The 13,432-nt window shown below is 62.4% G+C and carries 12 protein-coding genes and 1 pseudogene; 12 read left to right on the forward strand and 1 reads right to left on the reverse strand.

What is annotated here, in order from left to right; genetic code table 11:
* Nucleotides 1-32 precede the first annotated feature (32 nt).
* The 3 genes from ONG87_RS02130 (at nt 33) to ONG87_RS02140 (ending at nt 2,732) form a co-directional block, all read left to right on the forward strand.
* Nucleotides 33-935 (forward strand): diiron oxygenase, encoded by a 903-nt coding sequence (locus ONG87_RS02130; RefSeq protein WP_122480381.1) that lies wholly within the window; start codon nt 33-35, stop codon nt 933-935.
* A 114-nt stretch (nt 936-1,049) separates the two neighbouring features.
* Nucleotides 1,050-2,015 (forward strand): 2Fe-2S iron-sulfur cluster-binding protein, encoded by a 966-nt coding sequence (locus ONG87_RS02135; RefSeq protein WP_264382123.1) that lies wholly within the window; start codon nt 1,050-1,052, stop codon nt 2,013-2,015.
* 108 nt (nt 2,016-2,123) lie between these two features.
* Complete coding sequence (locus ONG87_RS02140) at nt 2,124-2,732, forward strand: trimeric intracellular cation channel family protein (protein WP_185794985.1); 609 nt, start codon at nt 2,124-2,126, stop codon at nt 2,730-2,732.
* Here the strand turns inward: ONG87_RS02140 and queG are convergent.
* Nucleotides 2,717-3,787, reverse strand: a complete 1,071-nt coding sequence (gene queG / locus ONG87_RS02145) for a tRNA epoxyqueuosine(34) reductase QueG (RefSeq protein ID WP_192059061.1) — start codon at nt 3,785-3,787, stop codon at nt 2,717-2,719. The two genes, ONG87_RS02140 and queG, sit on opposite strands and share 16 nt — an antisense overlap.
* Before the next feature lie 141 nt (nt 3,788-3,928).
* Between queG and ONG87_RS02150 the strand changes: the two are divergent.
* The 9 genes and pseudogenes from ONG87_RS02150 to hflC all read left to right on the forward strand — a co-directional run.
* Nucleotides 3,929-4,735 (forward strand): annotated as a pseudogene (locus ONG87_RS02150) (NAD(P)H-hydrate dehydratase); the annotation flags it as partial.
* Nucleotides 4,723-5,193, forward strand: a complete 471-nt coding sequence (gene tsaE / locus ONG87_RS02155; RefSeq protein WP_264382124.1) for a tRNA (adenosine(37)-N6)-threonylcarbamoyltransferase complex ATPase subunit type 1 TsaE — start codon at nt 4,723-4,725, stop codon at nt 5,191-5,193. The pseudogene ONG87_RS02150 and the gene tsaE, both read left to right, overlap by 13 nt.
* A gap of 16 nt (nt 5,194-5,209) precedes the next feature.
* A complete protein-coding gene (locus tag ONG87_RS02160; protein ID WP_192048115.1) occupies nt 5,210-6,619 on the forward strand; it encodes an N-acetylmuramoyl-L-alanine amidase in 1,410 nt (469 codons plus the stop codon).
* Nucleotides 6,619-8,514 (forward strand): DNA mismatch repair endonuclease MutL, encoded by a 1,896-nt coding sequence (gene mutL, locus ONG87_RS02165; protein WP_185794990.1) that lies wholly within the window; start codon nt 6,619-6,621, stop codon nt 8,512-8,514. Before ONG87_RS02160 ends, mutL begins: the two co-directional genes overlap by 1 nt.
* A 2-nt stretch (nt 8,515-8,516) precedes the next feature.
* Nucleotides 8,517-9,488, forward strand: coding sequence for a tRNA (adenosine(37)-N6)-dimethylallyltransferase MiaA (miaA, locus tag ONG87_RS02170; RefSeq protein WP_264382125.1), 972 nt, complete (start codon nt 8,517-8,519; stop codon nt 9,486-9,488).
* A gap of 93 nt (nt 9,489-9,581) precedes the next feature.
* A complete protein-coding gene (hfq, locus tag ONG87_RS02175) occupies nt 9,582-9,842 on the forward strand; it encodes an RNA chaperone Hfq (protein ID WP_043191144.1) in 261 nt (86 codons plus the stop codon).
* A gap of 12 nt (nt 9,843-9,854) precedes the next feature.
* The gene (gene hflX / locus ONG87_RS02180) at nt 9,855-11,156 is read left to right on the forward strand and encodes a ribosome rescue GTPase HflX (RefSeq protein WP_122480372.1); all 1,302 of its coding nucleotides are present in this window, start codon (nt 9,855-9,857) and stop codon (nt 11,154-11,156) included.
* A 96-nt stretch (nt 11,157-11,252) separates the two neighbouring features.
* On the forward strand, nt 11,253-12,437 hold the full coding sequence (hflK, locus tag ONG87_RS02185) for an FtsH protease activity modulator HflK (RefSeq protein ID WP_122480371.1): 1,185 nt from the start codon (nt 11,253-11,255) through the stop codon (nt 12,435-12,437).
* On the forward strand, nt 12,437-13,306 hold the full coding sequence (hflC, locus tag ONG87_RS02190) for a protease modulator HflC (protein WP_122480370.1): 870 nt from the start codon (nt 12,437-12,439) through the stop codon (nt 13,304-13,306). Before hflK ends, hflC begins: the two co-directional genes overlap by 1 nt.
* The last annotated feature ends 126 nt before the right edge of the window (nt 13,307-13,432 follow it).

The raw sequence follows: 13,432 nt of genomic DNA on the forward strand, positions 1-13,432 counted from the left end.
ATTACAGGTAAAGAGGTACACAGCACGTGAATATGGAAGTTGGTCCGGAAAGCCATGATGGCGTCAGGAACATGCTGGAGAAGTTGTCTTCTTTGTGGAACGTACGGGCAGCAGTCAATAATGATGCGACCCCGTACAGCGAATTGCTCTTCGAACACGGCAGGTTGGACTTTAGCGAGTCGCTGGTTCCGTTTCGAAGTCATCCAGCCTGGCAGGCAGCTACGGCTGAAATGAAATCCAGATGTCTGTCCTATGGCTGGATTATCTATAACCTCAAAACCATTTATATCGAATGCGACATTGTGACACCTGCCTGCGAGGACATCATCAAAAGGCCACCTGTTGAGTCTCGCAACCGCGACATCCTGCAGCGAGTGATGTCTGAGGCGCTGCTTGACGAAGCGCTCCATACCAAAATGTCAGTCACGGCATGCAATTACATCTATCTGAACCGCAAGCTGCCCTACCTCGATTTCAGCGACTTCAATCTCATCCGCTGGCGGGACCAGATATTGTCCACATGTAAGGCTGAGTGGCAGCGGCGGCTCACTCGATTCGGTATTGCCTGTGCCAGTGAAACCTTGATCACTGACTACCTGAAAACCTTGTCCGAGGATGACTCCATCCAGCAGGTGTGCCATGAGGTGACTCGTACTCACGCAGTGGATGAGTGGAGCCATTCAAGTGTTTTCAGTTTTGTAGCGTGCGATATCGTCCACACGCTAAGTGTTGGCGAACGAACGTACTTGCAGGCTGTGATTGCCAGGACGGTAGAGATGTTTGCCGATAACGAACTGGGTGCGTGGGCTCGGGCGCTTTCTCTAGCGGGATTCCAGGGGTATGAGGCAATGCTTCTGGAGTGTTCTCGATCAAGCGAAGTAGAGGTCTACACCGAGTCGGTTTTCAGTCTCCTTGCACGTATAGGTCTGGAATAGATGGTGCTTTCGGCCAAGAATAATTCATCCGCAGTAGAGCCAGTTGGGCCAGGTTTTCTACGGTGTGATGTGGCATGCGACGTTGCCGAGAACGCGAGGAGATTTGTCTTCACGGTGCTCGATGAACAGCGTGAAGAAGAATATGTCCCAGGCCGTTACCTGATACTTGAATACGCAGGTGCTACCGGTCAAGTTCGCACGGCCTGCTATTCGATAGTGGCCTGCCCCACGCGCTGGCAGGTTGAGATCATCGTCCAGCGCGTGCCTTCCAAAGGGTTGTCAGAGACGATGTTCAATCATCTGATGGTCGGCGCCCTGGTGCGCTGTGTGGGCGTTGCAGGAGATATCACGGCGCAACAACTTTCTGGTTTGGATAGCGTGGCGCTGTTGGCTGGTGGTATCGGGTTTACCTTGCCTTGGGCATTGATACGCGAATTCAGGCAATGGGCACGGCAAGGCCGCCGAGTGCCACGGATCACATTGCTGTTGTGCACGCCCTCTCTGGAAGCCGTGCCATGCTTCGCCGAGTTGATGACCCTGGAGCTTGCCGAACGCTGGTTCACTTTGCGCATCCATGTCACCCGGCAGTCGTTGTACCAAGACAACGGCTGCTTGTGGAGGGGGCGTCCAAACCAAGGGGTACTGGACGCCCTGGAGGCGTCGCAAGGCATCGTGATCTGCGGAAGCCAGGCATTCGCTTTAGAAATACACCGGGCCATGCAGGTTCGGCATGGTGGGGCCCAGTACTTTATCGAAGCATTCAGCTCGGCCGATTCGCCGTTGCCCGCCAAGCAGGCCGACACTGGAACGGTGCGTTTGAAGATCCCCGCGTCGGGGGTCGAGTTCGAAGCGGTTCATTCGCTGACCCTGCTTGCGCAGTTGGAATCCCAGGGCCTGAAAGTGCGCAGTCAGTGTCGTGCTGGAATTTGTGGTGCGTGCAAGATCAAAGTCCTGAAAGGGGAATGTCGCAGCGAGGCCGATTTTGCACTGGGCGTACAGGAGCGCGCGGCTGGGTACGCATTGGCGTGTTGCAGCTATCCTGTGGGCGATGAACTCACGCTGTGTCTCCGGACCCCGTGAAGCGGACAACGCCAGTGCGTGCCCGGTATCATGAGGGATCATCGCGGCGCCCATGTTGCAGTCGATACCGCGCCCATCACACTGCTCGTCTTTTGGCTCCAGGTTCCCATGCTGCTGACCCTCTACCTCATCGCCATCACCGCTGAAGCCATGACCGGTGCCTTGTCCGCAGGGCGGCGCGGTATGGACTGGTTCGGTGTGGTGCTGATTGCCTGTGTGACTGCATTGGGCGGTGGGTCGATGCGCGACGTGTTGCTCGGCAACTATCCGCTGACGTGGGTCAAGCATCCCGAATACCTGGTGCTCACCAGCGTGGCGGCGCTGGTGACGATTTTCATCGCGCCACTCATGCGCCGCCTGCGTTCGCTGTTTCTGGTGCTCGATGCGCTGGGGCTGGTGGCGTTTACCCTGATCGGTACCATGACCGCGCTGGAGCTGGGCCACGATTATCTGGTGGCTTCCATCAGCGGCATGATCACCGGGGTCTTCGGCGGCATCCTGCGCGATATCCTCTGCAACGACATTCCCCTGGTGTTCCGCCGCGAGCTGTATGCCAGCGTCTCATTCGCTGCGGCGTGGTGCTTTCTGGGTTGCACCTACCTGGAGCTGGTGCCGATTCAGGCGCTGTCCATCACCCTGTTCGGCGGTTTTCTGCTGCGCCTGTTGGCTATCCGTTTCCACTGGGAAATGCCCAAGTTCGTCTACGACGATCGTTGAGCGTGGGCCGCCAGGGCCCATTCGACGTGTTCACGGACCAGTTCGCTGGGGTGTTCGCGGCGTGCCTTCAAGGCTTCGAGCACCGGGATGCTCGACGGTGCGTTGCCCAGCCCAACCGCCAGGTTGCGCAGAAAGCGCTCGTAACCGGCGCGGCGCAGGGGCGAGCCTTCGGTGCTGCTCAGAAACCGGTCTTCATCCCACAAAAACAGCTGCGCCAGTTCGGCATTGTCCAGTTGATGCCGCGGCTGGAAATCGCCTTCGCCCGAAGGGCGGGCGAAGCGGTTCCACGGGCAGACGATCTGGCAGTCGTCGCAACCGAACACACGGTTGCCGATCAGCGGTCGCAGCTCGGTGGGAATGGGGCCCTTGAGCTCAATGGTGAGATAGGAAATGCAGCGACGAGCATCCAGTACGTAGGGCCCGACGAAGGCGGCGGTAGGACAGATATCCAAACAGGCCGTGCAGCGTCCGCAATGCTCGCTGGCGTGGGGTTCATCGACCGGCAACGGCAGATCGACGAACAGTTCGGCGAGGAAGAAGTAGCTGCCGGCCTTGCGGTTGAGTACCAGGGTGTTCTTGCCGATCCAGCCCAGCCCCGCTTCCTGGGCAATGGCTTTTTCCAGCACCGGCGCGCTGTCGACGAAGGCGCGAAAGCCAAACGGGCCGATGTCCTGCTGGATGCGTTCGGCCAGGTGCTGCACGCGTTTGCGGATCAGCTTGTGGTAGTCGCGGCCCAAGGCATAGCGCGACACATAGGCTTTTTCAGGCTGCGCCAGGCGTTGCGCCATCTGGGTGTCGCCGGGCAGGTAGTCCATGCGCAGCGAAACGACCCGCAGGGTGCCTGGCACCAGCTGCTCGGGGTGTGAGCGCTTGCTGCCATGGGCAGCCATGTAGTCCATTTCGCCGTGATAGCCAGCATCGAGCCAGCGCTGCAGGTGCTGTTCATGCTCGCCCAGGTCCAGGCCTGCGATGCCGACTTGCTGGAAACCCAGTTCGCGTCCCCATTGCTTGATGGAGAGCGCCAGGGCGGGAAGGTCGATGGTGGGAGCAGACATGCGAGCGAGGAAACCTGTGCGGAGGTGGGTATAATTCTGCCAGACATCGACAGTAAAGGTTCAAGCATGCCGCCAGACACGCAAATTCCCGACGCGGGGCAGCGCCAGCCTTCGGCCGCCGTGCAGCTCGACCACACCACCTTGCCGGTTCTGGCCGCGCGGCCGATGGATGCGCACAAGGGCATGTACGGCCGTGTACTGGTGATCGGTGGCGACCATGGCACCGGCGGTGCGGCCTTGCTCAGCGCGCAAAGTGCCCTGCGCAGCGGGGCCGGCATGGTAACGCTGGCTACCCGCGGCGAGCACGTGGCGCCGGCGCTGGCGCGCATGCCGGAAGTGATGGTTGCCGATATCGCCTCGGCCAACCAGCTGCTGGCGCTGGCCGAAGCGGCCACGGTGCTGGTGGTCGGGCCCGGGCTGGGGCAGGCCAGCTGGGGCCGCAGCCTGCTGTCGGTGGCGGCCAGCCAGCACAAACCACAGGTGTGGGACGCCGATGCACTGAATCAGTTGGCGCAGGGCGCCGCCGCGCTGCCGGCCGATGCCGTGCTGACCCCGCACCCAGGGGAAGCGGCCAGGCTGCTGGGTATTTCCACCGCGCAGGTGCAGGCCGATCGCCCCGCGGCGGCCCTGCGCCTGGCGCGTCAGTATTCGGCAGTGTGCGTGCTCAAGGGGGCGGGCAGTCTGATCGCTGCGCCCGATGGGCGCCTGGCGATCTGCGATCAGGGTCATCCCGCCATGGCCACCGGAGGCTTGGGCGACGTGCTCGCCGGGCTGGTCGGCGCCCTGCGTGCCCAAAGCCTGGATGGCTTCGATGCGGCCTGCCTGGGTGTGTGGCTGCATGCCGGCGCCGGAGAGCGGCTGGGCAAGCTCGGTCGTGGTTTGGCGGCCAGCGACCTGATACCTGCCATTCGTCAGTTGCTCGAGGAGCATTATCCGTGTCTGAAGTAGAAATCTACCTGGAAGGCGAAGCGGCCATGCTTGCATTCGGTGCGCGCATGGCAGAGGTGATCCAGGGCCACGGATTGATCTTCCTGGAGGGTGATCTGGGCGCCGGCAAGACCACCTTTTCCCGAGGCCTGATCCGCGGCCTGGGCCACGTCGGAGCGGTCAAGAGCCCGACCTTCACCCTGGTCGAACCCTACGAGATCGGAGTTATAAAAGCCTTTCACTTCGACCTCTATCGTCTTGTTGATCCAGAGGAATTGGAGTATTTGGGCATCCGCGACTACTTTGAAGAGGACGCCTTGTGCCTGATCGAGTGGCCCCAACAAGGCGCAGGCTTTTTGCCAAAGCCGGACCTGACCATTACCATAAGCCCGCAAGCGGCTGGAAGGCTGTTGAAGTTATCGCCACAGGGCTCACGCGGTGAGTCCTGGTGTGCCGCTGTGGCACAGAAATCCAAATAAATTGATGGGGTTAGGTATGCGCATTCGCGCGCTGGTCGCGGTCGTTGGTCTGATGTTGACGGGTTTTGTCGTCAATGCCGTGGCCGCTACACAAGTCAAGAGCGTGCGCTTGTGGCGAGCGCCGGATAACACCCGGCTGGTCTTCGACCTCACCGGTCCCGTCCAGCACAGCGTGTTCACGCTGTCGTCGCCCGATCGACTGGTCATCGACATCAACGGCGCCACTGCGGCCGGTCCGTTGAGCGTGGCGCCTGGCGACTCGCCCGTCACCAGCGTGCGCTCGGCACAGCGTACCCCCACCGATCTGCGCGTGGTGGTAGACCTGAAAAAGGCCATCACCCCGAAAAGCTTCACGCTTGCGCCCAACCAGCAATATGGCAATCGCCTGGTGGTCGACCTGTTCGACTCCGCGGCCGATGCCGAGCCCACGCCACCCCAGCCGGCCGTGGCCATCACCCCGGCGGTGCCGGTGACGCCGACGCGTCCGGCCATCAAGCTGACCCCGGTGCCCAACGGCAAGCGCGATATCGTCATTGCCATCGATGCCGGCCACGGCGGCGAAGACCCAGGCGCCTCGGGGCCGCGCGGGCAGCACGAAAAAGACGTGGTGTTGCAGATTGCCAAGGAATTGCAACGTCAGATCAACGCCGAACAAGGCTTTCGCGCCGAGCTGACGCGCACCGGCGACTACTTCATTCCGCTGCGCGGGCGTACCGAAATCGCCCGCAAGAAGGGCGCTGACCTGTTCGTGTCCATTCACGCCGATGCCGCGCCCTCCTCGGCGGCTTTCGGCGCCTCGGTATTCGCCCTGTCCGAGCGCGGCGCCACGTCGGAAACCGCGCGCTGGCTGGCCGATACCGAGAACCGTTCGGACTTGATCGGTGGCGCCGGCAACGTCAGCCTGGATGACAAGGACCGCATGCTGGCCGGCGTGTTGCTGGATCTGTCGATGACCGCTTCGCTGACTTCCAGCCTCAATGTGGGCCAGAAAGTGTTGAGCAACATTGGCCAGGTGACACCGCTGCACAAGCGTCGGGTCGAGCAGGCCGGGTTCATGGTGTTGAAATCGCCGGACATCCCTTCGATCCTCGTTGAAACCGGGTTCATCTCCAACTCCAACGAAGCCAACAAGCTGCAAAGCTCGGGTCACCAGCAGGCGCTGGCGCGATCCATCCGTACCGGCGTGAAGCAGTTCTTCCAGCAGAACCCGCCGCCAGGTACCTACATGGCCTGGTTGCGCGACACCGGCAAGATTGCCCGCGGCCCCAGCACTCACGTGGTGCGTCCCGGCGAGACCCTGGCCATGCTCGCAGCGCGCTACGACTTGGGCATCGCCACCTTGCGCAGCGCCAATGACTTGAAAACCGATGAATTGAAGATTGGTCAGGAAGTCACCATTCCCAGCACTGCCCTGGCGTCCCAGTAATGGTTGAATCGGCGCGTATCGAGCTGCTCAGTCCGCGGCTTGCCAACCAGATCGCGGCTGGCGAGGTGGTCGAACGACCGGCTTCGGTGATCAAGGAGCTGCTGGAAAACAGCCTGGACTCCGGCGCCCGGCGCATCGACATCGAGGTCGAGCAGGGTGGCGTCAAGCTGCTGCGCGTGCGCGACGACGGCAGCGGCATCTCGGCCGACGACCTGCCGCTGGCCCTGGCGCGCCATGCCACCAGCAAGATCCGCGACCTGCAGGACCTCGAGCGCGTCATGAGCCTGGGGTTTCGCGGCGAAGCGCTGGCCTCGATCAGTTCGGTGGCGCGGCTCACCCTGACCTCGCGCACCGCGGCGGCCGATCAGGCCTGGCAGGTAGAAACCGAAGGCCGCGACATGGACGCCCGCGTGCAGCCTGCGGCGCACCCTGTGGGCACCTCGGTGGAGGTGCGCGACCTGTTCTTCAATACGCCGGCGCGGCGCAAGTTTCTCAAGACCGAAAAAACCGAGTTCGACCACCTGCAGGAAGTCATCAAGCGCCTGGCGCTGGCGCGCTTTGACGTAGGCTTCCACCTGCGGCACAACGGCAAGAGCATCCTCGGCTTGCATGAGGCCCATGATGAAACTGCTCGTGCACGGCGGGTCGCTGCGGTCTGCGGGCCGGCGTTCCTTGAACAGGCGATGCCTATAGAAGTCGAGCGCAACGGCCTGCGGCTGTGGGGCTGGGTTGGCTTGCCGACGTTCTCGCGCAGCCAGGCCGACCTTCAATACTTCTTCGTCAACGGCCGAGCGGTGCGCGACAAGCTGGTGGCCCACGCGGTACGCCAGGCTTATCGCGACGTGCTGTTCAACGGCCGTCATCCGACCTTCGTCCTGTTTCTGGAAGTGGACCCAGCGGTGGTCGACGTCAACGTGCACCCGACCAAGCATGAAGTGCGCTTTCGCGACGGGCGCATGGTGCACGACTTTCTTTACGGCACACTGCACCGGGCGCTGGCCGATGTTCGCCCGGAAGACCAGTTGGCGAGCGCGCCGGCGCAGGCCCAGCCGTTGCGGCCGAGCGGGGTCCAGGCAGGCGAGTTCGGCCCTCAGGGTGAAATGGGCCTGGCGGCCAACCTGCTGCACTCACCGATGGCCCAGCCGCAGTCAAGTGGGGGTTCCAGCGGCGGGTATTCATACACGCCACGGCCGACCGCTGCCCTGCCGGTGGCCGAGGCGCAGAGCGCTTATCGGGAGTTCTTCGCACCGCTGCCTACCGCCGGCAGCAGCACCGCGCCGATTCCCAGCCTGCCACCAAGCCAGGGCGACATCCCCCCGCTGGGCTACGCGCTGGCACAGCTCAAGGGTATCTATATCCTGGCCGAAAACGCCCAGGGGCTGGTTCTGGTGGACATGCATGCGGCGCACGAGCGCATCATGTACGAGCGCCTGAAGATCGCCATGGCCAGCGAAGGTCTGAGCGGGCAGCCCTTGCTGGTGCCCGAATCGCTGGCCATGAGCCAACGCGAGGCCGACTGTGCCGAGGAGCACGCGGCGTGGTTCCAGCGGCTGGGCTTCGAGCTGCAGCGCCTGGGCCCGGAAACCCTGGCCATACGCCAGATTCCAGCCCTGCTCAAGCAGGCCGAGGCCAATCGCCTGGTCGGCGATGTCCTGGCCGACCTGATGGAGTACGGTACCAGCGACCGTATCCAGGCCCACTTGAACGAATTGCTGGGCACCATGGCCTGCCACGGTGCCATTCGTGCCAACCGGCGCCTGGCCATTCCGGAAATGAACGGCCTGCTGCGCGATATGGAAAACACCGAGCGCAGTGGCCAGTGCAACCATGGTCGACCGACCTGGACCCAGATGGGCCTGGACGACCTGGACAAACTCTTCCTGCGCGGGCGTTGAACATGAGTGGCCTACCTCCGGCGATCTTCCTCATGGGGCCCACGGCCGCCGGCAAGACCGACCTGGCCATCGAGCTGAGCAAGGTGCTGCCGTGCGAGCTGATCAGCGTCGACTCGGCCCTGGTCTACCGCGGCATGGACATCGGCACCGCCAAGCCGTCGCGGGCGGTGCTCGACGCCCATCCGCACGCACTGATCGACATCCTCGATCCGGCGCAAAGCTACAGCGCCGCCGACTTTCGCCGCGACGCCTTGCAAGCCATGGCGCAGATCACCGCGCGGGGCAACATCCCGCTGCTGGTTGGCGGCACCATGCTGTATTTCAAGGCCTTGCTCGAAGGGTTGGCGGACATGCCGGGCGCCGATGCCCAGGTGCGCGCCGATCTCGAGGCGCAGGCCGCGCTGCACGGCTGGCAGGTACTGCATGACCAGCTTGCGGCGGTCGATCCGGTTTCTGCCGCGCGCATTCATCCCAACGATCCGCAACGGCTGATCCGAGCGCTGGAGGTCTACCGCGTGAGTGGTTCGAGCATGACCGAGCTGCGCGCGCGACAATCTGCGCAAAGTACCGAGGCAGGCGCATTGGCAAGCGGGCAATTGCCCTATACTGTGGCCCACTTGGCAATCGCACCCGCCGATCGCTCGGTGCTGCATGAGCGAATTGCCGTGCGTTTCGGACAAATGCTGGAACAAGGCTTCGTCGACGAGGTCACTGCCTTGCGTGCTCGAAGTGACTTGCATGCTGGGCTTGCGTCTATACGAGCGGTGGGCTATCGGCAAGTCTGGGATCATCTGGATGGCCAGCTGACCGAGGTGCAGATGCGCGAACGCGGCATCATCGCCACGCGCCAATTGGCCAAGCGACAGTTTACCTGGTTGCGCAGTTGGGCCGATCTGCACTGGCTCGACAGCCTGGCCATCGACAATCTGCCTCGCACCTTGAAATACCTGGGTTCGGCCTCCATATTGAGCTGAGTCCCGCAATTGCCGTCTATCCTTGGGTCTGACGGTCAGAGCCTTCATCTTTTCAAAGCTTTTCCACTATTGATCCTTAAAGGAGTGCGGCACATGTCAAAAGGGCATTCGCTACAAGACCCTTACTTGAACACCTTGCGTAAAGAGAAGGTCGGCGTCTCGATCTATCTGGTGAACGGTATCAAGTTGCAGGGCCAGATCGAATCGTTCGACCAGTTCGTCATTTTGCTGAAGAACACGGTCAGCCAGATGGTCTACAAACACGCTATTTCCACGGTTGTACCGGTGCGTCCGATTCGTCTGCCAAGTGCGACCGAATCCGAGCAGGGCGACACCGACCCAGGTAACGCTTGATAGGAGTCTGCCTTGTTCTTTGAGCGCCACGGTGGTGGTGAGCGAGCGATCCTCGTTCATCTGGATGGTCAGGACCCTGAGGCGCGCGAAGACCCGCAGGAGTTTCAGGAGCTGGCCATCTCGGCCGGCGCCGAAACTGTCGCATTCGTCAATGTCGCCCGTCATCGGCCCAGTGCCAAATTTCTGATCGGCAGCGGCAAGGTCGAGGAGCTGCGTGACCAGGTCAAGGCCGAGCACGCAGATCTGGTGATCTTCAATCACACCCTCACACCCAGCCAGGAGCGCAACCTCGAGAAAGTCTTCGAGTGCCGCGTGCTGGACCGTACCGGTCTGATCCTGGATATCTTCGCGCAACGCGCCCGTACCCATGAAGGCAAGCTGCAGGTCGAACTGGCCCAGCTCGAGCACATGAGCACGCGGCTGGTTCGCGGCTGGACTCACCTCGAGCGCCAGGGCGGTGGTATCGGCCTGCGCGGCCCTGGTGAAACCCAGCTGGAAACCGACCGGCGTCTGCTGCGGGTACGCCTGCGGCAGATCAAGCAGCGCCTGGAAAAGGTTCGCAGCCAGCGCGAGCAGGCACGTCGCGGCCGCCGGCGAGCCGACATTCCGTCGGTGTCCCTGGTGGGCTACACCAACGCCGGCAAGTCGACCTTGTTCAACGCCGTCACGCAGTCCGAGGTGTACGCGGCTGACCAACTGTTCGCCACGCTCGACCCGACCTTGCGCCGACTCGAGTTGAACGACCTGGGGCCGGTAATCCTGGCCGACACGGTGGGTTTCATTCGTCACCTGCCGCACAAGCTGGTCGAAGCGTTTCGCGCCACCCTCGAGGAATCGAGCAACTCCGACCTGCTGCTGCACGTGATCGATGCCCATGAGCCCGAGCGCATGGCGCAGATCGAACAGGTCATGGCCGTGCTCACCGAGATCGGCGCGCAAGGCTTGCCGATCCTCGAGGTGTATAACAAACTCGACCTGCTCGAGAACGTCGAGCCGCAGATACAGCGCGATGCCGACGGCAAGCCGGTCAGGGTATGGGTGTCGGCGCGCGACGGGCGCGGCCTTGAGCTGGTCAAGCAGGCGGTTGCCGAGCTGCTCGGCGAAGACCTGTTCGTCGGCACGCTGCAGCTGGGCCAGACACTGGGCCGCCTGCGCGCCCAGCTGTTTTCGCTGGGCGCGGTGCAAAGCGAAGCGCATGATGAGCAAGGTGGCAGTCTGCTGGCAATACGCCTGCCGCGTGCGGAGCTCAATCGCCTGGTCAGTCGCGAAGGCATGGAGCCCGCTGAATTCATCGAGCAACACACTTTGCAATAAAAGCCTCGTGTGGCAGCTGTGCTGTCATGTCGGGCATTCTGTAGCATTGGTCGGCGCGCCGTGGGTGCGTCTTTGCTTTATCAGATGGAGAGCGCTATGGCTTGGAATGAGCCGGGTGGCAACTCGAACAATCAAGATCCTTGGGGTGGTAAACGCCGTGGAGGCGACCGCAAGGGGCCACCGGATCTCGACGAGGCCTTCCGCAAGCTGCAGGACAGCCTGAACGGGTTGTTCGGCGGTGGAAAGAAACGCACAGGTGGCGGTGGCGACGGTGGAGGCACGTCCAAGGGCGGTGGTCTCGGCCTGTTGGGCATCGGCCTTGCCGTGCTTGGCGCGATCTGGCTGTACAGCGCGGTGTATGTGGTCGACGAGCAGGAGCAGGCCGTGGTGCTGCGCTTCGGCAAGTATTACGAAACGGTAGGTCCGGGCCTGAACATCTATTTCCCGCCGATCGACCGCAAGTACCTGGAAAACGTCACGCGCGAGCGTTCGTATACCAAGCAGGGGCAGATGCTCACCGAAGACGAGAACATCGTCGAAGTGCCGCTGACCGTGCAGTACAAGATCACCAACCTGCAGGACTTCGTCCTGCGCGTCGACCAGCCCGAAATCAGCCTGCAGCATGCTACCGACAGTGCGCTGCGCCACGTGGTGGGTTCCACCGCCATGGACCAGGTGCTGACCGAAGGCCGCGAGCAGATGGCCGGCGAGATCAAGGAGCGCCTGCAGCGTTTCCTCGACACCTACCAGACCGGTATCACCGTGACCCAGGTCAACGTGCAGAGCGCGGCAGCCCCGCGTGAAGTGCAGGAAGCCTTCGACGACGTGATCCGCGCCCGGGAAGACGAGCAGCGCTCGCGCAACCAGGCCGAAGGCTATGCCAACGGCGTGATTCCCGAGGCTCGCGGGCAGGCCCAGCGCATCATCGAAGATGCCAACGGCTACCGCGACGAAGTGGTATCGCGTGCCAAGGGTGAGGCCGACCGCTTCACCAAGCTGGTCACCGAGTACCGCAAGGCACCCGACGTGACCCGTCAGCGCCTGTACCTGGAAACCATGCAGGACGTGTACAGCAACACCAGCAAGGTGCTGGTGGCCAGCAAGGAAGGTCAGAACAACCTGATCTACCTGCCGCTGGACAAGATGGTCGGTGGCGACCGCAACAACGGCAGCACGCCTGCCGCCAGCACGCCGGCCTCGGCCAGCGACGCCGCCGGCGCACGCGCTGCGGCCGACCTGCAGCAGCAACAGCGTGAAATGCGTTCAAGGGAGAGTCGCTGATGGGCAATAAATCTGTGATCGCCCTTGTCGTCACCGTCGTTCTGGCGGTGGCAGCATGGAACTGCTTCTACATCGTTGCGCAAACCGAACGTGCGGTCCTCCTGCAATTCGGTCGCGTGGTCCAGGCCGATGTCCAGCCCGGCCTGCATGTGAAGCTGCCGTACGTCAACCAGGTGCGCAAGTTCGATGCGCGGCTGATGACCCTCGACGCCCCGACCCAGCGGTTCCTGACCCTGGAGAAGAAAGCGGTGATGGTCGATGCCTATGCCAAATGGCGTGTGAAGGATGCCGAGCGCTACTACACCGCTACTTCCGGCATGAAGCAGATCGCCGACGAGCGTCTGTCGCGACGTCTCGAATCGGGTCTGCGTGACCAGTTCGGCAAGCGCACCCTGCACGAAGTGGTGTCGGGTGAGCGTGACGCGTTGATGTCCGACATCACCACGTCGCTCAACCGCATGGCAGACAAGGAGCTGGGTATCGAGGTCATCGACGTGCGCGTCAAGGCCATCGACCTGCCCAAGGAAGTCAACCGCAGCGTGTTCGAGCGCATGAGCACCGAGCGTGAGCGCGAGGCGCGCGAACACCGTGCCAAGGGTAACGAGTTGGCGGAAGGCATCCGTGCCGACGCCGATCGCCAGCGTCGTGTGCTGTTGGCCGAAGCCTATCGCGAGTCCGAGGAAGCGCGTGGTGACGGCGATGCGCAGGCAGCGTCCATCTACGCCCAGGCCTATGGTCAGGACCAGGAATTCTATTCCTTCTTCCGCAGCCTGCAGGCATACCGCCAGAGCTTCGCCAACAAGAGCGACGTGATGGTGCTGGACTCCAAGAGCGATTTCTTCCGCTTCATGGAGAAGTACAAGCCCTGATCGGCTTTCCCCGTCGAGCGGTTTAACCGTTCGGCGGGGTGAACGATCGGCGAAACGTGTGTATGATGCGGCAGCCGGGAAATTCCCGGCTTTTTTGCGTCTGCAAGTTAGATTGGCCGATTCATA

Origin of the sequence: Pseudomonas sp. MM227, from assembly GCF_947090715.1 — a bacterium.
GTDB lineage: Bacteria > Pseudomonadota > Gammaproteobacteria > Pseudomonadales > Pseudomonadaceae > Aquipseudomonas > Aquipseudomonas baltica.